General features: G+C 69.3%; 18 protein-coding genes and 3 pseudogenes. 15 read left to right on the forward strand and 6 right to left on the reverse strand.

Annotation, left to right across the window (positions count from 1 at the left end):
* The first annotated feature begins 313 nt into the window (after positions 1-313).
* The 4 genes from O3X23_RS41120 (at position 314) to O3X23_RS41135 (ending at position 4,086) form a co-directional block, all read left to right on the forward strand.
* Complete coding sequence (locus tag O3X23_RS41120) at positions 314-1,132, forward strand: hypothetical protein (RefSeq protein WP_269279525.1); 819 nt, start codon at positions 314-316, stop codon at positions 1,130-1,132.
* The gene (locus O3X23_RS41125; protein WP_269279528.1) at positions 1,125-1,988 is read left to right on the forward strand and encodes a heavy metal-binding domain-containing protein; all 864 of its coding nucleotides are present in this window, start codon (positions 1,125-1,127) and stop codon (positions 1,986-1,988) included. The genes O3X23_RS41120 and O3X23_RS41125 overlap by 8 nt, the downstream gene beginning before the upstream one ends.
* The gene (locus tag O3X23_RS41130; protein ID WP_269279531.1) at positions 1,981-2,385 is read left to right on the forward strand and encodes a hypothetical protein; all 405 of its coding nucleotides are present in this window, start codon (positions 1,981-1,983) and stop codon (positions 2,383-2,385) included. The genes O3X23_RS41125 and O3X23_RS41130 overlap by 8 nt, the downstream gene beginning before the upstream one ends.
* An 819-nt stretch (positions 2,386-3,204) precedes the next feature.
* A complete protein-coding gene (locus O3X23_RS41135; RefSeq protein ID WP_269279534.1) occupies positions 3,205-4,086 on the forward strand; it encodes a GH25 family lysozyme in 882 nt (293 codons plus the stop codon).
* A gap of 347 nt (positions 4,087-4,433) precedes the next feature.
* Here O3X23_RS41135 and O3X23_RS41140 read toward each other — a convergent pair whose 3' ends face one another.
* Positions 4,434-4,889 carry a DUF2690 domain-containing protein gene (locus O3X23_RS41140; RefSeq protein ID WP_269279537.1) on the reverse strand — a complete coding sequence of 152 codons (456 nt, stop codon included), beginning with the start codon at positions 4,887-4,889 and terminating at the stop codon, positions 4,434-4,436.
* A 688-nt stretch (positions 4,890-5,577) separates the two neighbouring features.
* On the opposite strand from O3X23_RS41140, the gene O3X23_RS41145 reads away from it, so the two are divergent.
* The 3 genes and pseudogenes from O3X23_RS41145 (at position 5,578) to O3X23_RS41155 (ending at position 11,688) form a co-directional block, all read left to right on the forward strand.
* On the forward strand, positions 5,578-9,339 hold the full coding sequence (locus O3X23_RS41145; protein ID WP_269279539.1) for an nSTAND1 domain-containing NTPase: 3,762 nt from the start codon (positions 5,578-5,580) through the stop codon (positions 9,337-9,339).
* Positions 9,340-9,396: 57 nt separating this feature from the next.
* Positions 9,397-9,501: pseudogene (locus O3X23_RS41150) on the forward strand (IS5 family transposase); the annotation flags it as partial.
* 426 nt (positions 9,502-9,927) lie between these two features.
* Positions 9,928-11,688 (forward strand): S8 family peptidase, encoded by a 1,761-nt coding sequence (locus O3X23_RS41155; protein ID WP_269279572.1) that lies wholly within the window; start codon positions 9,928-9,930, stop codon positions 11,686-11,688.
* A gap of 545 nt (positions 11,689-12,233) precedes the next feature.
* On the opposite strand, the gene O3X23_RS41160 is transcribed toward O3X23_RS41155, so the two are convergent.
* Positions 12,234-12,527 carry a hypothetical protein gene (locus O3X23_RS41160; protein ID WP_269279542.1) on the reverse strand — a complete coding sequence of 98 codons (294 nt, stop codon included), beginning with the start codon at positions 12,525-12,527 and terminating at the stop codon, positions 12,234-12,236.
* Positions 12,528-13,204: 677 nt separating this feature from the next.
* On the opposite strand from O3X23_RS41160, the pseudogene O3X23_RS41165 reads away from it, so the two are divergent.
* The 3 genes and pseudogenes from O3X23_RS41165 to O3X23_RS41175 all read left to right on the forward strand — a co-directional run.
* A pseudogene (locus O3X23_RS41165) lies at positions 13,205-13,385 on the forward strand (IS5/IS1182 family transposase); the annotation flags it as partial.
* 1,106 nt (positions 13,386-14,491) lie between these two features.
* Positions 14,492-14,800, forward strand: a complete 309-nt coding sequence (locus O3X23_RS41170; RefSeq protein ID WP_269279545.1) for a hypothetical protein — start codon at positions 14,492-14,494, stop codon at positions 14,798-14,800.
* Between the two features lie 340 nt (positions 14,801-15,140).
* Positions 15,141-15,686 carry a hypothetical protein gene (locus O3X23_RS41175; protein ID WP_269279548.1) on the forward strand — a complete coding sequence of 182 codons (546 nt, stop codon included), beginning with the start codon at positions 15,141-15,143 and terminating at the stop codon, positions 15,684-15,686.
* 178 nt (positions 15,687-15,864) lie between these two features.
* On the opposite strand, the gene O3X23_RS41180 is transcribed toward O3X23_RS41175, so the two are convergent.
* Together O3X23_RS41180 and O3X23_RS41185 are read right to left on the reverse strand one after the other, a co-directional pair.
* On the reverse strand, positions 15,865-16,467 hold the full coding sequence (locus tag O3X23_RS41180) for an ATP-binding protein (RefSeq protein WP_269279551.1): 603 nt from the start codon (positions 16,465-16,467) through the stop codon (positions 15,865-15,867).
* A gap of 71 nt (positions 16,468-16,538) precedes the next feature.
* On the reverse strand, positions 16,539-17,219 hold the full coding sequence (locus tag O3X23_RS41185) for a cytochrome P450 (protein WP_331284012.1): 681 nt from the start codon (positions 17,217-17,219) through the stop codon (positions 16,539-16,541).
* A gap of 159 nt (positions 17,220-17,378) precedes the next feature.
* On the opposite strand from O3X23_RS41185, the pseudogene O3X23_RS41190 reads away from it, so the two are divergent.
* A pseudogene (locus O3X23_RS41190) lies at positions 17,379-18,210 on the forward strand (transposase); the annotation flags it as partial.
* Here O3X23_RS41190 and O3X23_RS41195 read toward each other — a convergent pair.
* Positions 18,163-18,867, reverse strand: coding sequence for a nucleotidyltransferase domain-containing protein (locus tag O3X23_RS41195; protein ID WP_269279554.1), 705 nt, complete (start codon positions 18,865-18,867; stop codon positions 18,163-18,165). The pseudogene O3X23_RS41190 and the gene O3X23_RS41195 overlap by 48 nt on opposite strands.
* Before the next feature lie 379 nt (positions 18,868-19,246).
* A complete protein-coding gene (locus tag O3X23_RS41200; protein ID WP_269279557.1) occupies positions 19,247-20,494 on the reverse strand; it encodes a Gfo/Idh/MocA family protein in 1,248 nt (415 codons plus the stop codon).
* A gap of 73 nt (positions 20,495-20,567) precedes the next feature.
* Between O3X23_RS41200 and O3X23_RS41205 the strand changes: the two genes are divergently transcribed.
* The 4 genes from O3X23_RS41205 to O3X23_RS41220 are packed head-to-tail and all read left to right on the forward strand — an operon-like array spanning position 20,568 to position 24,778.
* On the forward strand, positions 20,568-21,719 hold the full coding sequence (locus O3X23_RS41205; protein ID WP_269279560.1) for an ROK family transcriptional regulator: 1,152 nt from the start codon (positions 20,568-20,570) through the stop codon (positions 21,717-21,719).
* A gap of 54 nt (positions 21,720-21,773) precedes the next feature.
* On the forward strand, positions 21,774-23,018 hold the full coding sequence (locus O3X23_RS41210; RefSeq protein ID WP_269279563.1) for an ABC transporter substrate-binding protein: 1,245 nt from the start codon (positions 21,774-21,776) through the stop codon (positions 23,016-23,018).
* Position 23,019: 1 nt separating this feature from the next.
* Positions 23,020-23,979: a carbohydrate ABC transporter permease gene (locus O3X23_RS41215; protein WP_269279566.1), complete on the forward strand. Its 960-nt coding sequence runs from the start codon at positions 23,020-23,022 to the stop codon at positions 23,977-23,979.
* Positions 23,969-24,778, forward strand: a complete 810-nt coding sequence (locus tag O3X23_RS41220; protein ID WP_269279569.1) for a carbohydrate ABC transporter permease — start codon at positions 23,969-23,971, stop codon at positions 24,776-24,778. Before O3X23_RS41215 ends, O3X23_RS41220 begins: the two co-directional genes overlap by 11 nt.
* The last annotated feature ends 158 nt before the right edge of the window (positions 24,779-24,936 follow it).

Raw genomic sequence — 24,936 nt, forward strand, 5'->3', positions numbered from 1 at the left:
GGCGGGAGTCGCATAGCGCCCCGCCGCACACGGAAGTGTCTGCGCCCTAGTCTGGTTGGTGACTGTCCGAACGCAGCCGGCCGGCGGTGTACCTTCCCCTTCCGGGAGGTGGCACGCAGCCGGTGACCGAGCGCTGCCGACGGCTCGGGTCTCGTATCCTCTGCACCTGCCCAGCTGGGCAGACGAAGGCCCCGACCGGTTTCCGGTTGGGGCCTTCGTCGTAGGGGGGTGGGTAAGGCGTTTGGGGGGTGCCATACGCTGCTGGGCAACAATGTGATCGTGTGGTGAGCGGAGAGGTCGATGGCCGGAGCCGATGACGCAGGGACGTGAGGCCGACTCGCGCGGGGCCTGGGGGTCGGTGCTGTCGGCCGGGGGGTTCGCGGCGGTCAAGGGTGCGGGGTTCGAGCCGGTCGGGCAGGTGCTCGGGACGGCTGTGTTCAACGTCGGATACGGCGGCGGGGCGGGCTGCCCGGGGGCGTGGGCGGACGGGGGCGGGACGCAGGTGGCGTTCTCGCCGCTGGTGCGGTCCATGTACGCCGCGCGCCGGCTGGCGCTCGGCCGTGCGGTGGCCGAGTGCCGGGTGCTGGGGGGCGACGGGATCGTCGCGGTGACGCTGCGGGTCGGCGGGTTCCCCGCGGGTGGGCTGGAGTTCACCGCGCTGGGGACCGCGGTGCGGGGCCGCTCGCGCGTCCGGCCGGGGCAGCCCTTCACGTCGCATCTGAGCGGCCAGGACTTCGCCAAGCTCATGGACGCCGGCTGGGTGCCCACCGGCCTGGCCTTCGGCATCTCGGTCGCGGCCCGGCACGACGACTTTCGCACCCGCCGGGCCCGCTGGACCGCCGGGAACCAGGAGGTCGACGGCTACACCCGGCTGATCAACCACGTGCGCCACGACGCCAGGACGCAGCTCGCCCGCGAGGCGACGACGCACGGCGGGGACGGGCTGGTCGTGGACGACATGGAGCTGCGGGTGCGGGCGAGCGACTGCGTCTCCTTGGGGAACACACAGGATTACACCGCGGAGGCGGTCTTCGTCGGCACCTCGATCGCCCGGTTCGGCCGCGCGAAGCGGCCCGCCGGGCCCCGGCCACTGACCATCATGAGACTGGAGCGGGAGCGCTGGCATGACTGAGCTGCCCAGGCGGGACACGGCGGAGGATGCGGCACGACTGGCCGCGGCGGGGGTGCCCGAGGACGCCATGCGGCGACTCGCGCAGGCGCAGCCGGGACAGAAGCGTCCCGTTTTCACGTCGGATCTGACGGTGAACGAGTTCCTGCTGGTGCGCGAGGCCGGCTTCCGGCCGCTGGGCCTGGTCCTCGGCTCCTCCGTTTACCACGTCGGCATCCAGCTCGGACGGTGGTCGAAGAACCAGGAACTGACCAAGCTGTCGCAGGCCATGTACCACGCACGCGAACTGGCGATGAGCCGCATGGAGGCGGAGGCCGGCGCGTTGGGGGCGGACGGGATCGTGGGGGTGCGGCTGGACATCGAGTTCAAGGAGTTCGGCTCGGACGTCGCCGAGTTCATCGCCATCGGCACGGCGGTGGAGGCGGACGGCGCGGACCCGGGACCTGGCGGGACCTGGCTCAACAACAAGGGGAAGCCGTTCACTTCGGACCTGTCCGGTCAGGACTTCTGGACGCTGGTCCGAGCCGGATACGCGCCCCTGGACATGGTCATGGGGTCGTGCGTCTACCACGTGGCGCACCAGCGCTTCGCCCAGGTGCTCAGCAACACGGGCCGCAACGTCGAGATCGAACCGTTCACCCAGGCGCTCTACGACGCGCGCGAGCTCGCGATGAGCCGTATGCAGGCGGAGGCGGAGGAACTCGGCGCTGAGGGGATCGTGGCGGTCCAGTTGAGGCAGCACTCGCACACCTGGGGATCGCACACCACCGAGTTCTTCGCGATCGGCACCGCGGTGCGACCGCTGCGGGACGACCACGTCATCGATCGTCCGACCATGGTGCTGAGCCTCGATGTCTGAGGGGGAGAGCGCGAGGGAAGTGGAGCTTCTCGCCGCCGCGCTGCGCCGGGACAGCGCGGACCTGAACCTCTACGCCGAGGTGCTGTCGGTGAGCCTGGTGGACTCGCTGCCGCACGGTGCGGTGCGGGTCGGACGCAAGCGCTCCGTCGCGGAGCGGATCGCCGGGCGCGAGGGTTCGGTCACTGAACTGGACGTGATGCTCGGGGAGCGCCGGCTCTCGCTGCGGATGAGCCGGGGTCTGTTGGTCGGCGAGATCCGCAAGGAGGTGCGGGGCATCGTGCTGTCGCGCCGCCCGGTGGGCCTGGACGAGTGGATCGGCGAGCTCGCCCGGTCGCTGGCCGACGCGGCGGCCTCGAACGCCCGCGCCCGCGAGGCCGTTGAGCGCTTTCTGCGGTGACCAGTGCTCTGGCCGGAGGGGTTCGTCTGGTTCGCGGCGGCCGGCGCGGTGCATCGTAAGGCGGAGGATCGTCCTCGTACGCCGACCTGCCTGGAGGTCCGCACGTCGCCGCACCGACCGCAAACCCCCCCATTTCCGATACGACCGTCATGACCCGGAGTCTCCGGGTATAGAGGCTGCCGGGGAAGGGCCCCGGCTCGCGCTCGTGCTCACGGACGGGTCATCGGGAACTGCCTGCCGTGTTCGGTGCCTGGATGCGCGGGAGTGGTGGGAGGGCTCCCGGTCGATGCCCCCGTTGTAGGCGAGGACGGCGTACCGGAGGCCGGCCAAGACCCGGGAGCTGGGCAACAGGCCGTTGTGTGCGCCTGGGTGTCCGCGATCAGTTTCACATCGATGAAAATTTCCGTGGTCGGATACCTATCGCTGCTGTTCCGGGATCTCCCACCTGGTCTAGACCGGATAGATGTGCTCGCACCCCCTTTACGCGGCGCTTCGGTTCATGCGTCACTTATGACGTGTCCGCATCAAACGAGGCGGACGCGCCCCGCCCCGCGGGGTCACGGCGTACCTGTATCCGCCCGCACCGCCCTCGGCCGAGGCACGTCCTGATCCGACCCCCGCACCCCGGATCGATGCCGACACCGAGCAGCGCCACGCACTGATCGTCCACCTTCCCGGCGCGGGCCCGGCCGTCCGGGCCACCACAGGTCTGCCCCGGCACCGTGATCGTCCACCAGCTACGCGAGTAGATGACGTGCCGGGAAGCACCTGGCACCCGCTGCGCCCCCCCACCCCCCCACCACGCCTGGAGGAAACACCTTGTTCTCCCGAATCCACCACCCCGGAACCCTGCGGAGCCCGCTGACCGCGACCGTGCTGAGCGCGAGCCTGTCTCTCGCCCTGGCCGTGTCGGCCGCCAGTGCCTGGGCGCAGCCGGCGCCGACCAGCGGGACCATCCCCCTCGGCGACGGCTACATGGGTGCCGGCTATCTCCTGGACGGCCAGAACTTCACGCCGGATACCCGCGACCTGTCCCTTGCCCCGCAGGGCGTCGGGGTCATCCAGGCGACTACCTCCGGGATCGACGTGTCCCACTACCAAGGCACGATCAACTGGTCCTCCGTGAAGGCGGCCGGTATCAAGTTCGCGTACATCAAGGCCACCGAATCCACCACCTACAAGGATCCCCTCTTCAACGCCAACTATCTCAACTCGTACCAGGCGAAGGTCATCCGCGGCGCCTACCACTTCGCCCGTCCGAACCTCTCCAGCGGGACCTCGCAGGCCAACTACTTCGCCGCGAACGGCGGTGCCTGGTCGCGGGACAACCTGACGCTTCCCGGCATGCTGGACCTCGAAGGCGGCTGCTACGGCAAGTCGACCTCGGCCATGCGCACCTGGATTCTCGATTTCTACAACGCGTACAAGACCAGGACAGGCCGCGACGTCGTCATCTACACCAGCCCGAGCTGGTGGAACTCGTGCACCGGCTCGTGGGGCGGCATGTCCGCCAAGAGCCCGCTGTTCGTGGCGCACTGGACCACCGCGTCCAGCCCCAGCATCCCCAGCGGGTTCCCGTACTGGACGTTCTGGCAGTACTCCGACTCCGGTTCGGTGAGCGGCATCTCCGGCGCGGTGGACCGCGACCGGTTCAGCGGCGACGGCACCCGCCTGCTCGCTCTGGCCAACAACACCCCCTGACCGAACGCCTGACCTCCCTACCGGCCGCGTCGCACCCGACGTGGCCGGTACAGGTTCCCGCTGACCGCTCCTCGACGTGACCTTGCCACCGTTCGCGACAGTCGGATCGCGGGACGACGGAACGGGCGAGCGAGGCAGGAAGTCCGCCCACTGCAAGGTCGTGCTGGAGAAGTCCCGGTCGTCTCTCACGGCCTGCCTGCACGCTCCCGGCGGAGCCGAAGTGCCCTGGTAGCGGAGCCACCAGGGCACTTCGGCACCTTGCGATCACACCCACCGGACCACGCGAGACGCCCTCCGGGCGGACGACGCCACTTTGAGCACGCTCCTCGTGGCGGCGGGGAGGCCGGTCAGTAGGATCCCGTGCGACCCGACCAGTTGTACGGTGACCGGTCGAAGTCACCGTACGCGTAGCTTGTGACGTTGTGATCCCCGAGCATCCGCGTGTAGCAGGACGTGCCGCCCAACGGCACGGTGCAGGTGTAGGACGCACCGTCGCTATTGCGGATCACCTTTGCGTGCCCGGGTGAGTTGTCACCCGGGTACTCGTACTTCGCTTGCGAAATCCGTGCCCAGATCGCCTCGCACGAGTCGCTGTACCGGAGTTCCACGACCGCCGGCCCGATCGCGGCCGAAGCAACGGTCACGGCATCCCCCTGACAGTACGCGGCGGGATCCAGCCCGCTGCAGCCGTTGTTCCAGCAACCCCCAGCAGGGGCCGCCTGAGCCGAAGTGGGCAACAGCGCGCCGGCCGATCCGAGAATGAGGGCAGCGGCAGCGGTGATCAATCGGATGCGTACATGCATAGTGATGTTCCTCCTGATGAGTGGATGCGGGGCCGTGAGCAGTACGACGGGGTTTCGTACAGTCGTGGCAGCCCGGAAGTGCACGGATTCTCTGGGCGATGTGAGGGGGCGCCGACGAAGCCGGTGCTGCCCCGGAGCGGTTGTGACACAGGTGCGCGCGGTACGTTTCGTCGCCCCCGCTGTTGACGTTGAAGTCTCGCTCCAGCCTCCGCCGGCCCCATGGGTGGCGGCGGCAGCGCCGATGATTTCGCCTGCCAGGGCCGTTCTCGCCGCGACCATCCGGGCGGCACCGGCCGGGGTCGCGGCCCCGAAACCCGCCGCCCCTAGGGCCGGCGTGGTGACACCCCAGGCATGGTGGCGCGCCCCCGTGCGCGGCCTTGTGTGGTGCGTCGAAGCATGTGAACTCCCCTGTGGGTTTGGCGGACCGGTCCGGGCCCTCGTGCTGCGCCCTTGCCGTATGTGTCACAACCTCCCTCGCCAGGGGTTTGTCCGACAGGTGTGGGAGCGTCGGACAAACAACGCCGGACAAAACACACGGGGCGAGATTGGCGCGTTCGGGCGGCTGGGGGCCCGCATGATCGGGGAGGCTTAGCATGACCAGGGGGTTCGTCGAGGCGTGTTGAAGTGGTCGTGGCGCAGCGCGCGTTGATGGTCGTGGGGGGTAGTTGTGGGTCGTCTGGAGAAACCGGTGGATCCGGAGGCCGGAGCGGTTCAGGCGCTGGCCTGGCAGCTGCGACAGTTGCGGCAGCAGGCCGGCAACCCGGGGTATCGCCTGTTGGCCAAGCGGGTGCACTTCTCGGCGAGCACACTGGCGGATGCCGCCAGGGGCGAGCGCCTCGCTTCGCTGGAGGTGGTCCTGGCCTACGCCGAAGCGTGCGGCGGTGACCGTGACGAGTGGCGCGCTCGGTGGTCGGCGGCCGCGAAGGCGCGGGCGGCCGGTCCCAAGCAGTCCGGACACGGTGACGACGCAGGCGCGGGAGAGCGGCAGGAGTGCCCCTATCAGGGGCTTACGGCGTTCCAGGCCGATGAGGCGCCGCGGTTCTTCGGCCGCTCGCAGCTGGTCGGGCGTCTGGTGAGCCGGGTCGAGCAGCTGTCGTTCGTCGCGCTGTTCGGGGCGTCCGGCAGCGGGAAGTCCTCGCTGCTGCGAGCCGGGCTGCTCGGTTCGATAGCGACGGATCCCGGGACGGCCGGACGCTGGCGGATCCTGCTGATGACGCCGACCGCCCATCCGGTCGCCGCATTGTCCGACGTGGTCGCGCAGTTGTCCGGCGCCGATGCGCACCGGATGTCCGAGGACCTGTCGCAGGATCCAGCCGCTTTGGACCTCGCGCTCCGTGGCGCGCTGGCCGGCGATCCGGAGGAATGCCGGGCGCTGCTGGTGGTGGACCAGTTCGAAGAGGTCTTCACCCTGTGCACCGACGAGAGCGAACGCGGCCGGTTCATCCAGGCGCTGCTGGACGCGGCCCACGGCCCCGGACGCCGCACCACGGTGGTGGTCGGCGTGCGCGCGGACTTCCTGGCGCATCTCTCCCAGCATGCCGGGCTGGCCGAGGCGCTGGGAGACCAGGCGCAGCTGTTGGTCGGACCGGTGTCGGCCACCGACCTACGGGAGATCATCGTCGGGCCGGCCGCTCACGCCGGGTTACGGGTCGAGCCGGACCTGTTGGCGACGGTGCTCGCCGATGCCGCTGGGGAGCCGGGCGCGTTGCCGCTCGTCTCGCATGCCCTGCTGGAGACATGGCAGCGGCGATCGGCCAACTCCCTCACTCTGGCGGGGTATCACGCCAGCGGCGGTGTGCGCGGAGCGATCGCCCAGACCGCCGAGCGGGTTCACGACGGGCTCAGCCCGGATCAACAGCAGATCGCCCGCAAGATCTTTCTGCGGCTCACCGCACTGGGGGACGGCACCGACGACACCCGGCGGCCCATCGTCCGCACTGAACTCGACGGTGTCGCGGACGCGCCGGTGGTCGGCGAGGTACTGGACCGGCTGGCGGAGGCCCGGCTGGTCGTGCTGGGGGACGGCACGGTGGAGGTGGCCCACGAGGCGCTGATCCGGGCCTGGCCCCGGCTGCACCGCTGGCTCACCGACGACCGGGCGAGCCTGCTCGTCCACCGCGGGCTCACCGAGGCCGCCCACGGCTGGCAGTCGTTGGACCGTGATGGTGGGGCGCTGTACCGCGGCGGTCGACTGTCGGCCGCCCGCTCCTGGGCCCAGGAGCATCCCGGAAACCTGAACGAGTTGGAGGACGCCTTTCTTGCGGCGGGCAACGCCGCGGAACTCGCGGAACACGACAGCGCCCGGCGCCGCACCCGCCTGCTCAAGCGCCTCGTCATGGGCATGGCCCTGCTCCTGACGCTGGCCATCGTCAGTGGTTTCGTCGCCATGAGCCAGCGCACGGACGCCCGCCGGCAGCAGCAGGTGACGTTCGCCGATCAGCTCTCACTCCGGGCCAGGAATCTGCTCGCCACCGATCCGGCTCTGGCTGGCCGGCTGGCGGTGGAGGCGTACCGCTTGCACCCGGACACCGAAACCAGCGGTGGCCTGCTCAGTGCCGCCGCAGCGCCCAGACCGGTTGTCCTCAACGCCGGTGGCCCGGCCGTCTACGCACTTGCGTTCAGCCCGGATCACTCGCTGCTGGCCTCGGCGGCCCTCGACGGGACGGTCGGTCTGTGGGATCCGGTGAGGGGCGCCCTGATCGCCACGCTGGGCGGGCACGCCGGGCGGGTGATGGCCGTGGCCTTCAGCGGGGACGGGAACCGGCTCGCCGCCCTGGCGCTCGACGGGACGGCCGGATCCCTCACCGTCTGGGACACCCACACCCATCGCCAGGTGCGCCGGCTGCACATCGACCACCCCGCCGCGGCCATGGCCTTCAGCTCCGACGGCGCGACGATCGCAGCCGGCACCGACACCGGCGGCATCGCCCTGTACGACCTCACTCGCGCATCCGGTGCGCCGTCCGCAACGTTGCGGAGCCACCAGCACGCCATCCTGTCCCTGGCGTTCAGTTCCGACCGCCAGTACCTCGTATCGGCGGCCGCGCAGGAGAGTCCCATCGTCTGGAACACGGCCACCAAAGCGGGTACCACCCTGCGCGGCGCTGATCATGTCGACTCGCTGGCGTTCGAGCCCTCCGGGCACCGCCTGGCGGCCGGGGCGGACGACCGCGGGGTGTACCTCTGGCTCGATGGCGATCTGACGGCTCCGGCGACCTCCCTTCCCCTGCACGGCTCGTTCGGATGGGTGATCTCCGCCCCCGTCAACGACAAGATCGCGGTGGCGGACGAGAGCGGCACCGTCACACTGCGGGACCTGCGAGGTGTCGAGCCCCCGCAGGCCTTCCGGGACCGGGGCCGCGTCGAGACGATGGCGGTGGCCCTGAGCCGCGACGCGTCGATCCTCGCCTCGGCCGGCTGGGACGGCGGCATCGTGCTGCACGACCTCCGCAACAAGCCGTTCGGCGGGTTCGACGCACAGGTCAACGATGTGGAGGTCAGTCCGGACAGACGCACCATCGCCTCGGCGGGCAGCGACGGCTTCGTGCGACTGTGGGACGGCGCCGGGAGATCGGTCGGCGTGCTGGGAAATCAGCCCAACGGCGTGCAGGCGGTCGCCTTCAGCCCGGACGGTCACCTGCTCGCGGCCGTTTCCCGCAATCGCAGCCTGACGATCTGGGACACCACAACTCAGCGGCCCGTCGGCCGGCCCATCCAGATCCCCGCGGTCGGCGCCTCGACCGACGTGACCTTCGGCCCCGGCGGCCACTACCTCGCCGCGGCCACGCTCGGTCCTTACCTGTGGGACATGAGCCACCCGGCGTCACCGGTTGCGACGCCACCCAAGAGTGCGCGCCTGGCCACGGCCCTGGCGTTCAGCCCCGACGGGCGCCGCCTGCTGACCACGAGCGTCGGGGGATTCGTCAACGTCATCGATCTCGCGACCGGCGTCCAGACCGACCGGTTCGACACCCACCAGGGCGTGGTGCAGGACCTGGCCATCAGCCCGGACGGCACCACCCTCGCCACCGCCGGCGACGGCCGTACGATCACGCTGTGGGATGCGGTGACCTACCGTCAGATCATGGTACTGAGCGGGCACAGCGCACCGATCCAGGTTCTGGCCTTCAGCCCGGACGGCCGCACTGTGGCCTCGGCCGGCGACGACCACACGGTGGTGACATGGGATGTCGGCACCGGCCGCCGCCTCGTCACCCTCACGGGCCACACCGGTACAGTCCGCGGCCTGGCCTTCACCGCCGACAGTGCCCTCGTCTCCGGCGGCCAGGACGGCAGGATCATTCGCTGGGCCCTCGATCCTGGTGCGGCCACGACCCGTGTCTGCACCGTCGTCGGGCGCAGCCTGAACCGGGATGAATGGGCGGCCTACCTTCCGTCCCTCCCGTACCGGCCGACCTGCGACCCGGTCAGCGGCATGACATCGCGCTGACCTCGCCCAGCGGCCGCGGTTGGCGACGGCGAGTCCGGATCGAGACTCCAGAAAAGCATGACCGCTGAACGCCGCCGCTATCCCAGTGATCTGTCCGATGCACGGTGGGAGTTGGTCGAACCAGTCTTGACCGCCTGGCGATCCGAGCGCCGCGGCCGCCGCATGGACATCGGCCAGAGGATTCACCGTGCTGCCGCGCCGGTGGCCGGTCGAGAGAACCCTGTACGCCGTGGGGAATCACACCCGGGTCCGTCCGGCCTGCGGCAGGGTGATGCAGTCGATCAGCTTCTCAACGCGCAGCCGGGCCGGCCGCCTCCGAGTCTGCCCGATACCCACCGAGGGAGCGATCACCCGGTGTATCTGCTCGGGGTGGCCATCCGGTACTGCGCCAGCACCCCCAGCGGGGCTTTTCAGCCATGCCCCTGCAACGTCGCGGCACGGAAAGGTACTTCCGTACAGGAGGACCCGTCTGACATCGTGCATTCACCACTCGTTTCGTACGGCCCGGCCGGTGCCCTCGGCACGACCGGGCCGTCTCCGGAGGACGCATTGATACCCCACATATCCAACCGTCCCAGACGCACGCTGGTGCTGGCGGCCACGCTCGGCGCCGCCCTCGTGTTCGGCGCCCCGGGCGCCCTCGCGGGCACCCTCCCCGTCGCCCCCTCCGCCGCGCCGGCCGCCAAGGCCCACGCTCCGGCCGCCGTGCCGGCTTCCCAGAGTGCGACCTGGGTGGCCGGCACGCGTGCCTACCTCGTGATCACCGCACCCGGTGACAGTTCGGCGGTCCGCTCCGCGATCGCGGCCAGCGGCGGCACCGTCTTCTCGAACTTCGACGCCATCGGCGTGATCGTCGCCCACTCGGCGGCCAGCGGATTCGCCGCCACCATGCGCGGCGTCGCCGGGGTGCAGCAGGTCGGTGCCACGCGCACCTCGGACGTCCCGGCCGACGCCTACAACCCGGCGCTCCCGGCCAATCCGGCTCAGGCCTCGACCCCGGCCGGAGAACCAGTCCGGGCCGACATGAGCCAGATCAAGGCCGACCAGGCCTGGGCCGTGAACCCGGGCTCCGCCTCAGTCAAGGTCGGCATCCTGGACACCGGTGTGGACGGCCAGCACCAGGACCTGGCGCCCAACTTCGACGCGGCCGACTCGGTCTCCTGCGCCTACGGCAAGCCCGACACCCGTGCCGGCGCCTGGCGGGACGTCGACACGCACGGCACCCACGTAGCGGGCACCATCGCCGCGGCCAAGAACGGCAAAGGCGTCGTCGGTGTGGCCCCCGGGGTGACGATCTCCGCGGTCCGGGTCGCCGAGCCGGGCAACTCCTTCTTCTTCGCCGAGAACACCATCTGCGGCTTCGTCTGGGCCGGTGACCACGGCTTCAAGGTCACCAATAACAGCTATTACACGGACCCGTGGCAGTTCAACTGCCCGGACAACATCGACCAGGCCGCCATCATCGAGGGCGTCAAGCGCGCCCAGGAGTACGCCGAGGGCAAGGGCTCCCTCCAGATCGCCGCCGCGGGCAACGAGAACTACGATCTCGCCCATAAGACAACCGACTCCGCGAGCCCGAACGACTCGACGCCGGTCACCCGCACCATCACCAACGCCTGCCTCGACATCCCGACCGAGCTGTCGGGCGTGGTCACGGTCGCCGCCAACGGCACGGGCGTCACCAAGGCCTCGTTCTCCAACTACGGGCAGGGCGTCATCGACGTCGCGGCGCCGGGCAGCAACGTGTACTCCACCGTCCCCGGCGGCGGCTACGGCAGCAAGAGCGGCACCTCGATGGCCACCCCGCACGTGGTCGGCGTGGCAGCACTCATCGCCAGCGCCAACCCGGGCATCACCCCGGCGCAGATCCGCGCCAAGCTGGCCGCCCAGGCCAACGACATCGCCTGCCCCTCGGACAGCCGCTGCACGGGCACGACGGCCAACAACTCGTTCTTCGGCGAGGGACAGGTCGACGGCCTCAAGGCCGTCGGGACCACCCCGCCGCCCGGCAAGTACTTCGAGAACCTCGCGGACTTCGCCGTCAACGACAACGCAACCGTGGAGAGCCCGATCGCCGTCACCGGCGTGACCGGCAGCGCCCCTGCCACCCTCAAGGTGGGTGTGGACATCAAGCACACCTACATCGGTGACCTGAAGGTCGACCTGGTGGCGCCGGACGGCACCGTCTACACGCTGCACAACCACGCCGGCGGCAGCGCCGACAACATCGCCCAGACCTACACCGTGAACGCCTCCTCGGAGGTCGCGAACGGAACCTGGAAGCTGCGCGTCAACGACAACGCCTCCTCCGACACAGGCAAGATCGACGCCTGGAACCTGACCTTCTAACGCAGGGCCCGGCAACGCCCGGTACAGCACGCACTGCGCCGGTCACAGCTCCGCGGCCGCCGACAAGGCGGGCTGCGGCCTGTTCGTCCATGGCTGCGAACTGCTGGGCGGTAGAAGGCACATGGGCCCCGGCGGCGGTGTACGCCGCGGTCGGGGCCACCATGCCGGAGCCATCCAGGAAGGCCGCGGATGGCCTGGGGCCGGTGTCCAGCTCACCGTGCGCCTCCCTGAGGAGCTGCAGGGTAGTGTCCGCTGACCGTACGGGCAGCGGGGCCGCGGCTGCGCGCGCCGCGGCCCCGAGGAGTGCCGGCCGGCTCGAGCGGCGGGCCGCCGTCCCGGCCCGGACCGCGGAGGCGGCCTCGCCGCGGGAGGGCGGCGAAAACGCCCCCTCGCTGGACGACACCGCCTCCAAGCGCTCTTTCACCAGCGCTGCCCGAGCTTCACGCCTGCTCCGACGCCGGACACGCTGCCAGGATTTCCGCCACCTGCGTCGCGCTGGACACCCGGGCGGCGCCCCCGGCGGGCCCACGTCGCTGGTCATCAGCTCAGGAGCAGTTCCACTGGCGTGCCAGCGCGACGGGCGCGAACCTCGAGCAGGCATCCGTGGCCGGATAGGCGTCGGAGCCGACGAGCCACCACCCGGTGCTGGGGGTGAACCGGAAGAACTGCAGGCCCGAGCCCTCGTCCTGCAGTTGGACCCGGTCGTCGTCTGTCGCGCCGGCACCAGCTTCGAAGCGGGCGGCTGCATACAGCGTGCTGCCACAGCTGCCGTAGAAAAAGTTGCCGGGCTTCGGCTGGATGTGACTGACCCTCCTGGCCTGCTCCCAGGTTCGGGTCACTGCCGACTTCACGTCGGCGTGGACCGCCAGGTTCTTGCACGCGGAGCGGACCGCAGCGGCGGCGCTCGGCGCTGCCGCCGGCCGGGAGGCTCCTGCCTCCGCTGGGGCAGTGGGAGCCGCAGAGGTGCTCGCCACCGCGCTCGGGCTGACGGATGCCGTGACCGCCTGCGAGCCGGTCGGTGTGAGCAAGGCCGAGGACAGTGCGGATCCCGACGCACTGCTGGCAGCCGTCGGCGCGGCGCTCGCACTCCCTGCCGAGCGGGAACCATCGTTGCAGGCTGACAGGCCCCAACAGGCTCCGAGAGCCAGTGCGGCAGTGGCCACGACCCGTCCATGGTCGAAATTCATGAGCCCCCCACCGCCGATACGATCTCTCCCGCCGCTTACTCGCCGCAGACTATAGCCACAAAGGGCCTTGGCCTCACCCACGGCAGAAAAGTCGCTACCAACCAACAGCGACTCCGGCACTGCCGACGGACACCCCAGTCCGAGCCACTGCGGTTGACACCCCACCCGAGACAGAGCGCAAGCAACTGTGTCGGATCCTGGCTCCGGTGCGCGACAAGAAGAATGGCCGGCGGACGCACCTCGAAGAGGTGACGGCCCGGGGCGGCAACCACCGAACGTCCCGCCGACGCGCAGACCAGGCCCCGCGAGCCTCGCCGCTCCCCGGGAACCGGCTGCACGAGGAGACCCTGCACCGCCTCAGCGATGCCGGTCTCCTCGACCTGTCCCGCGCGGTCCTCGACTCTGCCCACGTCCGCGCTAAAAAGGGGGCGGACTCAGAGGTCCGAGCCCCGCGGACCGGGGCAAGCCCGGTTCCAAGAGCACGTCCTGTCGGACGCGCCTCCGCTACCGCATCGTGCTCGGATAGCGGCACCCTCCGTCACCACCGATGTGAGACAGGTCCGTTATTAGACACTCGCTCGGAAGGAAGTTGGTTGGGGAAGGCTGACCCGGCCATGCCGTACGTATCGGCTGCTCGCTTCGGCAGGGACGCCAGTGGAGGCAGCGGGAACCTATTGCGCGGATCGGCGCCCTGCATCAAGGTCGGCTTCAACGTTTCGTTCATACGGCATGGGCTGGTGGCACCGGTCCCGGGGAGGCTGGGTCGCACCGGTCCGGTGTAATGGGTGGCTGACGCGGCGCAGGGACGCATGGCGGCTCCGCACGCGAATTGCCGGAAACCCTGACAGGTTTCGACCCCAGCTGTGCCGTTGCCGCGGGTGGCAGTGAAGACAGTTGAGTGGTGCACACATGGAGGGACAGAACGTTTTCGAAGCGCTGTTGGCGCCTCAGTTCGCGGGTGTCCACATCCCACAGGCGGCCTGTTCCTGATGACGTCAGCGCCCTCAAGCCTGCGCTCAGTCCGGCGGAAATCAGCATGATCCACAGGAAAGTCCCTCTCATTGCCGGTCCTTTCAATGGCAGATTCTGGTTTCAAAGTGGCGCGCGGGACGGGAGCCCCGGCGATTGCTGAACATAACGCAGAGGCATATGCGGAGTTGTGCCCTTGCCTTCGATTGCAGCCATGTGCAGCAATCTGCACGACTCGGCATCATGTTCATTGACCAATGATCAGTCAGCCCAGAAGGGCGCTCGTCGGTCACCAGAACGCCCACAACTGAGAGCCGAAGACGTCCGTCCACGGTCCTGCCCTGTGCGAGAACTCCCGCTGGTGGGTACGCCGCACACAGCAGGGCCGTCACATCGCAGCAGACGGCTGGCTTTGCCGCCCCGGCGCGAACGCGACAGAGATCTCACGAGAGATGGTTCTCTGGCGCTGCCTGCGTCCACCCGCGGCTCGCCGTCTCCCGATTCGAGTCATGGCGGTGTGAAAGAAGGCGTGAATGCCGCCGTTCTGATGGGTCGCAAAACCGATAAGATACCGTCAACACTGTGCGCGCCGGCCACCCTCCCCCGAATGACACACACCCAACCCGCGTCAAGAGCGTTTACCGCATATGACAACAGCAAAGTTCCCGATCTTCCTCCGCAAAACTCCAGAGGAAGACGGACGGCGCGGCGGCCTTCACCCCATCCGGATCGGGACGTGGATGTTCACTCCGCGCTCAACCGGCGGCGACGGGACCCGGAACGCGACACTGGAACACGAGAATCAGAAGATCGATCTTCGCTACTCCTCCTCGATCTTCGAGGACTTCCTCCACACGATGAGCATGATCCAGGTCGAGTTCGGTCGAAGGTCGGCGAATACGACACCAACCGCCACGACTCTTGGTGAGTTCGCAGGTGCCAGCTCCCGTGTATGAATCCTACGGATACCCGGGTATCCAAGGCTTTCAACCCCAGCCGGACACCACCGCAATCTGGGGCTGGCCGGAGCAGGTACAGCACCCCTCCCCCGAGCAAACGCTCGCCGCCCCTGACCAGGCGCAGCCGCCATGGGACCCGGCAGAGGAACTCGCCCGGCTTCTCCGGGACAACGCCGCACTCACACAGCCGGAGCCCTTCGCCCCAGCCGACTTCGGCCACCCCGGTGGCACGGCCGAAACCATGGACTTCGTCGCAGGACTACAGCCCACCCCTACCGAGGATGCGCGCACACCACCGTCAACCAGGCATCGCCGGAACCAGGCGAAGGCGCCGCGAGTGGCCCTGCTGCGAACGGGGAGCCTGTTCACCGCCGTGCTGGTCGCCGCTATCGCCGCTGTGGTGAGCATCCTCAGCGGACTGGCCATCTGCGGCGCTCTGCGCCATAGCGCCGCACCCCACACAGCCCGTCAAGTGGTCATCTGGTGGCCCCTGCTGGTCTACGGCCCCTGGACGGTTGCCTCCCTGTCCATCCTCCGATCCGCCCTGCACCAGCGCCGCGCGCTCCACTCCTGGTCCATCGTCTTGTTGTTCTCCACTCTGGCAACCCTCCTGTGCGTAGCGCAGGCACCCAGAACCATCGCCGCCGGCGCGGCATCTGCACTGCCCGCCATCGCGGCGCTGGCCTGCTTCCAACAACTGGTCCGCCAGATCACCCTCACCCGGCCGCTGCGCCAAGCCACTCCACGACACCGACACCCCGCCCCCGCGCAACGCAGGGCGCCGGCCGCCGACCGACACGGCCCGGACAATATCCCCCCCGGCTACACCGGCTCAGACATCAGAGCTGTCCGTTCGCCGTCCCCCAGTCACCGATTCGAGTAGGGCCAGCGGCGGTCGCGGCCCTGGGCTCATGGCAGTGCCATTGCCGCACCGTCACGGGCCCAGGTCTTGAGTGATGGGTTCAGGTCGGCTGCGACACGAGGTATTGAGGACATGCGGAGTCGGGCCTTCGGCCGGTGGCACGACATGCGTTACGGCGACATGCCGCTGCGGCACGGGCTCAGGGAACTCGCCGAGGAACTGGCCGACCACATCGCGGCGCGAACTGTATCCCGACCCCGCCCCGCACCCGGTCCCGCAGTTCGGGCCGGATCCGTGCCGCGACCAGCAGGCTCCGGGCCTGCTCCGCGGAGAACGGCTCCAGTTCGGTCACGTGCAGGAGTCCGTCCCAGGCGGGGTCGGCGCTCCACTGCGGCTGCGGTGCGAGCCGACCGCCCAGGACGACCAGGGCGCCGTCCGCGGCGCGGGGCAGGAAATGGTGCCACAGCCAGCTCTCCAGCCACTGGCAGTGCTCGAAGGAGTCCACGAACAGGACCGTGCCAGGAACGTCGAGGAACGGGCCGGCCGCCCGCTCGAAGTCGGACGGATCCCGGCCGACGAAACGGCCGTCGAGTTCGACGAGCGGCCGGCCCGCGGTACGCGCGTGGCCCGCCAGCCGCCGCAGCAGCGTCGACTTCCCGATGCCACCGGGTCCGGACACGTAGAACACGAACGGCGCCTGCGGATCACCGGCCAAAGCCCCCGCGAAGCGCCCGAGTTCCTCGTCCCGGCCGATGAAGGCCCGTCCTCGCGCGCTGCTTAGTCTCTCCCCGATGGAGACCATGCCGGCTCACCCCCGCTCGTCCCGGTTCCGGAAGTTCCCTCCGAACCTCGCGGTGACCGGCACCGCTACCGTTACCGGCAAGGGCAGGGCACCGGCCGACCTGGTAGAGGGCAGGACGAGGGGCTGGGTTCCGCCCTGGCCGGTACACCTGCGTGGATCGGTGTGAAGTCCAGCGACAGGGCGGCGGGACCGCGGGTGTACAGGCCGGTCTCGCGGTAGCGGAAGCCGGGGCTGTAGCGGACCTGGTCGAGCAGGGGGAGCAGCAGCGCGGCCACGGTCTCGATCTCGGCGCGGGCGAAGGCCGCACCGACGCACTGGTGGAGTCCGGTGCCGAAGGCCAGGTGCTGGGCGGCGGCGGTGAAGGAGCGATCGGTGCCCAGGTCCTGGCGGTGGATGTCGAAGGTGTCCGGGGCGCTGAAGGCGTCGGGGTCGCGGTTCGCCGCGCCGATCATGCAGAAGACGGTGGCCCCTGCCGGGACGACGATGCCGGCGAACACCGCGTCCTTCTCCGCTTGGCGGGGAACGAGCTGGACGGGCGGGGTGTACCGCAGCGTCTCGGCGATCGCGGCCGACAGCAGGGCCGGGTCCTGACGGACCTGCGCCAGCTGCTCGGGGTGGTCGATCAGATGCTTGAAGAGGAGCCCGAGGGGTTGATGAGGTCTACCGTCGGGATGACTCGGCGCCGACCCACCCAGGGAAATTGTTGGGTGGACTATAACCCGGAGATCCGCCGGGACATGAGGCTCTGGGATCGCGGCAGGTCAGAGCCATGACGATGGGCGGGTGAACCGACCGTTCACCGGCAGGAACGGGTGGACAGGAGTGGACACTGCCCGCACCTGCCCGGCATGGAATGTGGACAGCGCCCGGCACGAGGCTCTGCGTCATGAACCTCTGACGCACACAAGGTGGATGGCGCCGAAGTCACCGCAGCCCCGGTCCGCCGCGTGGTCACCGGCCTGATCGGTCAAGGTCAGTGGGAAACTGGTGATGGCGACATCCTGGTCGTCTTCGACGCCGGCTACGACGCCCCGCGCATGGCCTACCTCCTCGACGGCCTGCCCGTCGAGGTCCTCGGACGCATGCGTGCAGACCGGGTGATGCGCCGCCGTCCGGCGCCCTCGCTCAAGGAGTACGCCCTGTCCTATCCTCAAGGCGGCGACCGCCGAAGCACGGCAAGGAGTTCCGCTTCTCCAAGCCCGAGACCTGGGGCGATCCCGACACGGAGACGGTGCAGTTCACCGACCGCTACGGCATTGTGAAGGCGGTGGCCTGGGACCGTATCCACCCCCGGCTCACCACCCGCAGTGCGTGGATCGACCACGACGACGAACTCCCCACCATCGAGGGCACCCTGATCCGCCTCCAGGTAAACCATCTGCCCGGCGGTCACGACCCGCTGCCTGTCTGGCTGTGGTCCTCCAAGACCGGCATGACCAGCGAGGATGTCGACCTGCGGTGGCAAGCGTTCCTCAGGCGCTTCGATCTTGAACATACCTTCCGTTTTGTCAAGCAGACGCTCGGCTGGACCGTCCCAGGCTCCGTACTCCCGAGGCCGCGGACCGGTGGACGTGGCTCGTGATCGCAGCACACACCCAGCTCCGGCTCACCCGCGAGGCCGCGGCCGATCTCCGCCGTCCCTGGGAGAAACCGGCCGAGCCCGCCCGGCTCACCCCGGCCCGTGTCCGCCGCGCCTTAACGCGGTCCGCTGCGGCGGTACCCCTCCCAGAGCGGGCCGCCCGCCGCGTCGAGAACCTCCGTGACCAGCGAGGTGAGGCCCCCCGGCGTGCCGCGCAGCGCGGCTTGCGCCGTCTCGTCCAGGCGCGCGGCCAGGTCCGGCGCGACGGGTTCGAGGCGCCGGGCCAGCCACTTGCCGCCGCCGAGCCACGTGCCGTGGGTCAGCAGCGCCAGCTCGCCGCTCCGCCGGACGAGTTCGGCCACGACGAACAGCCGCTCCCCCGCATCCGTACAAGCGGCGAAGTCGTCGAGCAGGTCCGTCAGCGCGTACCGGGCGTCTTCGAGCGCCGTGTCGGTGACCGGGGGCGGGCCTGCGGCCGCGAGGCGTTTCGCCGTCTCCGCGATCCGTGCTCCGGTCCCGTCGGCGTCGAGCAGCAGCGCCCCTTCGGCGCACATCCACAACAGGGGCGAGTTCCGGTGCACGATCTCCGGGGTCACGAAGGTGTGCCAGGAGTCCTCCGTGTGCACGAACAACTCCACCGGCCAGTCCCCGTACCGCAGGCTCTCGCGGTACGGGGCGGGCGGGCCGTCGAGCAGCACGACGACGTCCAGGTCGGAGCGGGCGGTGCGCCGGCTCGTCAGGACACTGCCGCCGAGGAACGCGGCGCGGGCGTCGGGGTGGCGCTCCAGAACAAGGGCACGGGCAAGATCGAGTACGTCCATGCCCACACTCTGCCGTGGTCCCACCGACTCCGAAGCACCGCCCCGCACCTCGGAGGGCATTGTGACCCGTTGTTACATCCCGTTCTCCGCACTTGATTCTGTTCACGCTCCTCACCGGGTTGGTGGTGATTCGAGGATTGATCGGCGGGTCATGGGGGCGATCATCGCGATGCAGATCTGGGTCCACCGGCGGTCCCCGGAGCGCGGGTTGAACGGCGGATTGCAGATCAGCTCGAACCCGTCCGGACGCCCGATTACGCCCTCGGAGACCAGGGTGCACCGTGCCTCCTCCAACCCCGGCGGAAGTTGAGCGCCTGCGTCTGAGGCCGGCGCCGGGCCGGCGGCCCGTCTCTCCGCTGTCACGACCGCGGGCGCCCGGTCAGAGGTGCACCACGGTGCCGGTGGTCCTGGCCTGCTCCGCTGCCCAGACGACGCGGTGGGTGGCGAGACTGGTGGCGGCGTCCGACAGGAGCAGGGCGGGGTCGGTGGTGGCGACGGCGGCCAGGAAGGCGGCCGTCAGGGCCTCGTCGCCGCCGCCGTGGCCGTCGGCTGCCGAGGGGCCGCCCGCGGTGATGGTGTCGATCGTCTCCTGGGCGCCGGTGCGGAAGTCGACCACGCGCAGAGTACGGCCGTCGCCCTCGACGTAGCCGTGGGTGCCCTGCAGGCGGGTGCGGCGGTGCTCCATCGGGGTGAACGCGCTCATGGTGAACGAACAGGTGGCGCCGTCGGCGAACTCCATGTTCACCACCTGGTGGTCGACGACGTCGTTGTCGCAGGCGTATACGCAGCGGCCATAGGGGCCGGTGCGCAGGGCAGTCAGGACGTCGTCTTCGGTACGACCGTCGGTGACCGCGTTCAGCGGCCAGGCGTGCTGGTCGGGATCGGCCAGGCAGTCCAGGTACAGGCGCTTGGCGGAGTACGGACACGACGGCTCGAGCGGGCAGTCCAAGCAGCGGTCGGCCGCTTCCGCCGGGCGCTCCGAGGGCCGGAAGTGCGTCAGGTTCCCGAACGAGCTGACGCGGGCCGGCGGCTGCCCGAACAGGTGGATGAGCCAGTCGATGTCGTGGCAGGACTTGGTGAGCAGCATCGGCGCCGAGGTGTCCTGCCGGTTCCAGTGCCCGCGCACGAACGAGTGGGCGTGATGCCACCAGCCGACGGGTTCGAAGTGCTGCACGCTGACCAGCCGCCCGATGCGGCCCGCCTCCAGCAGCGCTTTCACGGTCCGGGTGTAGGACGTGTAGCGCAGCACGTGGCACACGGCCAGCATGATCTTGTTGCGGTCGGCGGCGTCGGTGATGCGGGTGGCCTCGGCGTCGCTGGTCGCCATCGGCTTCTCCAGCAGGATGTGGTAGCCGAGGTCGGCCATCCGCACCGCGGGTTCTGTGTGCAACTGGTCCTGCGTGGCGATGATGGCCGCGTCGGCCAGACGGCCCGCCGCGACCAGATCGTTCCAGCCCTCGAACACGTTGGCCGCAGGGATGCCGAACTCGGCGGCGGCGCTCTCGCGGCGGTGCCGGTCGGGTTCGGCCACAGCGACCACTCGCCCGGCACCGCCCTCGACCGAGTGCCGTGCGTAGGCTTGGCCGCGCAGTCCCGCACCGACGAGGGCTAGAGTCACAGCGGACATGGGATCCTTCCAGAGGGTTTCACAGGACTCCATAATTATTAGGCTGACAGACGGCCAATCTCAAGGGGGTGTGGTGACCGAAGATCTGAGCGGAGGAGACCTGTCCAGGCTCCGGCAGCTCAACGGACTCGCGGTGATCGGGGTGCTGCGTGAGGGGCCGGCGCTCACCTTGACCGAGCTGGCCAAGCGCACTGGCCTGTCCCGGGCGTCGACCGAGGACGTGGTGCGCGAGCTGCGCGAACGCGGATGGGTCAGCGAGGCGGAGCCGGCGGTGGGCACCGTCGGACGCCCGGCGCGCCGCTATCGCTTCGAGGTCGACGCCGGCCGGGTCCTGGGAGTCGACATCGGCGGCCACAAGATCCTCGCCCAGGTCGCGGACCTCAGCGGCACGGTCCTGCACCGCAGTCGTGTCGCTGTGGATCCCGCGCTCGGCCGCAAGGAACGGTTGGCCGCCGTCGACGAGGCCGTTGCGACGGCCCTGCGCGAGGCGGACCTGGAGGCCTCCCGGATCTGGGCCACTGGCGTGGCCACGACCGGTCTGGTCGACAGCACCGGACGCGTCATGCTCTCTGACGCCCTTCCCGAATGGACCGGCGTCGATGTCGCCGCCCATGTGCGTCGCCTGGTCGGGGGCCCGGTTCTGGTGGAGAACGACTGCAAGGTCGCAGCCTTGGCCGAAACGTGGACCGGCGTGGCCCGCTACGCCAAGGACGTCGTCTTCCTGTTCGCGGGTCTGCGCGCCGGCGCCGGGCTGATCATCGACGGCAAGCTGCACCGCGGTTTCGGCAACGCCGCAGGCGAGATCGGCGCGCTGCCCGCCGCGGGTTGGATGCGCGGGCAGGAGCATCTGCTCTCCTGGTCGAGGTCCGGGGCCGGCGACGTCCAGGACGTCTTCGCCGCGGCCCGGTCCGGGGACAAGAAGGCCGCCACGGCCGTCCGCCGTTACGTGAAGGACCTGGCGGTGGGCGCCTCCGCGCTGATCCTGACCCTCGACCCCGAACTCGTGGTGGTGGGCGGTGGTCTTTCCCGTTCCGGTGACCTCATCGTCGAGCCGTTGCGTCGCGAGATCGACCGCTGGTGTCTGCGCACCCCTGAGATCCGCATCTCGTCCTTCGGTGACGAGGGAGTGGTTCTCGGAGCCATCCGCCTGGCCCTCGATCACATCGAATCGACGCTCCAGGGCGGCGGGGAGCTCACCTCGACCGACCGATTCTCCCGCGTCTGAGACGTGTTTCGTCAGGGGACTTGACTTAGTTTCCCTGGACTCCATGATTATCGCATGAAGTCACCGCTGCGGCTCGGTGCCGCCCTGCTCGGTCTGACCCTGCTCGTCGCCGGATGCTCGGGCGGTGGCGACGGGTCGGAGTCCGGGGGGAAGACCACGCTTTCCTATGCCGTCTGGGACGCCAACCAGAAGCCCGTCATGGAGCAACTCGCGGCCGAGTTCACCAAGACCCATCCCCAGATCGCGATCCACGTCGAGCTCACCCCGTGGGCCGACTACTGGACCAAGCTCAAGACCGCCGCGACCGGCGGCAGCGCCCCAGACGTCTTCTGGATGAACGGTCCCAACTTCCCGCTCTACGCCTCCAACGGCGTCATCCGGCCGCTGCCGGGCCACCCCGATCTGTCGGTCTACCCCAAGCCGCTGGTCGATCTCTACACCTACGACGGCAAGACCTACGGGTTGCCCAAGGACATGGACACCATCGGCGTCTGGTTCAACAAGAAGCTCTTCGACGCCAAGAAAGTCCCCTATCCCGCCGACACCTGGACGTGGGCCGACTTCCAATCCGCCGCCGCGCGACTCACCGACCCGGCCCACGGCGTCTACGGCACCGCGGCGCCCCTGACCAGCGCCCAGGAGTACCAGTACAACACCATCGCCCAGGCCGGCGGCCATGTCATCTCCCCGGACGGCAAGAAGTCCGGCTACGACGATCCCCGGACCATCGCGGGCCTGAAGTTCTGGACCGACCTCATCCGCGACCGGCAGTCCCCGGATCTCAAAACGATGACGGACACCGTGCCCCTGCAACTGTTCGAGGCCGGGAAGATCGCGATGTACTGGGGCGGCTCCTGGGACGCCACCGAGTTCGGCGCCAACGCCGCCACCAAGGACTCGGTCGACGTCGCCCCCCTGCCCAGGGGCGTCAAGCAGGCCACCGTCATCCACGGCGTGGCCAACGTCATCTCGGCCAAGACCGCGCACCCCGAGCAGGCCGCGGAGTTCGTCACGTTCCTCGGCTCGCGCCCGGCCGCCGAAATCCTCGGGCAGAAGGGCCCGATCCCGGCCTACACCGGCACCCAGGGCGCCTGGGTCAAGGCCCACCCGCAGTTCAAGGTCAAGACGTTCCTGGACGCCGTCTCCTACGCCGTCCCGTTCCCGACCTCGAAGAACACTGCGGCCTGGAACGAGGCCGAACTGACCTGGCTGACCAAGGCGTGGTCGGGTGCCACGCCCGTCGAGACCGCCGCCGCGTCCCTGGCCGCCGACATGAACGCCCTGCTGGCCAAGGAATGACATGACACTCACCGCCGCACGTCCCGCCGCTGCCTCCCGCCGGCCGGCCCACCGGCCCACACGGCGCGGCAGGATCACCGAGGCCCTGTGGGGCTACGCCTTCATCGCCCCCACCGGGCTCGGCCTGGCCCTGTTCTACTTGTGGCCAGTGTTGCAGACCGCCTACTTCTCCCTCACCACCTGGGGTGCGTTCGGCGGTCACACCTTCACCGGCCTGGACAACTACACCCGGCTCGTGCACGACCCCGAGGTCGGCCGGTCCCTGGTCAACACCCTCAGCTACACCGCGCTCGGCCTGGTCTCCATCCCGCTGGCGATCGTGTTCGCCGCGCTGCTCAACCGCAAGAACCTGCGCTTCACCGGCTTCTACCGCACCGTGTTCTTCCTGCCGGTCATCACGATGCCGGTGGCCGTGGCGATGGTGTGGCGGTGGCTGTACAACGGCGACTACGGGTTGATCAACTACCTGCTGTCGCTGGTCGGGGTCGCCGGCCCCAACTGGGTCTCCGATCCTGACACCGCCCTGTACGCCCTGGTCGCGGTGGGCGTATGGAGCAGCCTCGGGTACAACCTGATCATTTTCCTTGCCGGGATGCAGGCGATCCCCCAGGAATACTACGAAGCCGCCGCGATCGACGGCGCCGGCCCTGTCCGACAGTTTGTGCGCGTGACACTGCCTCTGCTGTCGCCGACCGCCTTCTTCGTCTCCGTGGTCTCCGTCATCGGCTCACTCCAACTGTTCGACCTGGTCTACGTCATGGCGGGCTCCGGCTCCTCCGCCCGCGCCAACCCGGCGTTCCCCCGCATCGAGACGGTCGTCCAGCTCTTCTACGACCGGGCGTTCGTCACCAACGAACGGGGCTACGCGGCAGCGATCGTCATGCTCCTGCTTGCCGTGATCCTGCTGCTCACCGCGGTGCAGTTCCGGCTCCAGAAAAGATGGGTCCACTATGCGGCGTAACTGGGCGGTCCACGCGATCCTGATCACGGCGTCGCTGGCGATGGTCTCTCCGTTCGCCTGGCAGATCATCACCTCGCTGAAGACCCTGAGCAGCGCGACGACCGTCCCGCCGACCCTGTTGCCCGAAGGGCACTGGGAGAACTACGGCCAGGTCTTCGACCTGCTGCCGTTCGGCCGCCAATTCCTCAACACCGTGTCGATGTCCCTCGCCCGGACGGCCGGCCAGGTGCTGTTCTGCTCGATGGCGGCCTACGGGTTCGCGCGTCTCCGCTTCCCCGGCCGGAACGTGCTGTTCGGGGTGTTCCTGTCGGTCCTGATGGTGCCCCCGCAACTGTTCATCATCCCGCAGTACCAGCTCATGTCCGAGTTCGGCTGGCTCAACAGCCTGCCGGCGCTGATCGTCCCGGGGATGTTCTCGGCGTTCGGTGTGTTCCTGCTCCGGCAGTTCTTCCTCGGCCTGCCGCAAGAGCTGGAGGAGGCCGCGCGCCTGGATGGCGCGGGACCGCTGCGGATCTACTGGTCGGTCATGCTGCCGCTGGCCCGCCCCGGCCTGATCGCTCTGTCGATCCTGACCCTGATCTGGTCGTGGAACGACCTGTTCTGGCCCCTGGTGGTCAACACCGATCCGGACCAGATGACCCTGTCGGCCGGCCTGGCTGCCCTCCAGGGTCAGTTCCAGACCAACTACCCCGTTCTGATGGCCGGTTCCCTCCTCGCTTCCCTGCCGATCATCGCCGTTTTCGTCGTCATGCAGCGCCAATTCATCCAGGGAATCGCCACCACCGGCATCAAGGGCTGACCCGCAAAGCACATCACCCCGCCCTCCACCCCCAGGGGTGTTTCAAAGTCCCGGTAATCATGTAGGCGGCCAGGTCAGGGGATGTTGAGCAGGTCCAGCGGCCTGCTGAAGGGGTCGTAGGAGACGTGGCGGAGGCCGGCGGCAATGTTGCGGTGCCC

The sequence above is a fragment of the Streptomyces sp. H39-S7 genome (assembly GCF_027158205.1).
GTDB lineage: Bacteria > Actinomycetota > Actinomycetes > Streptomycetales > Streptomycetaceae > Actinacidiphila.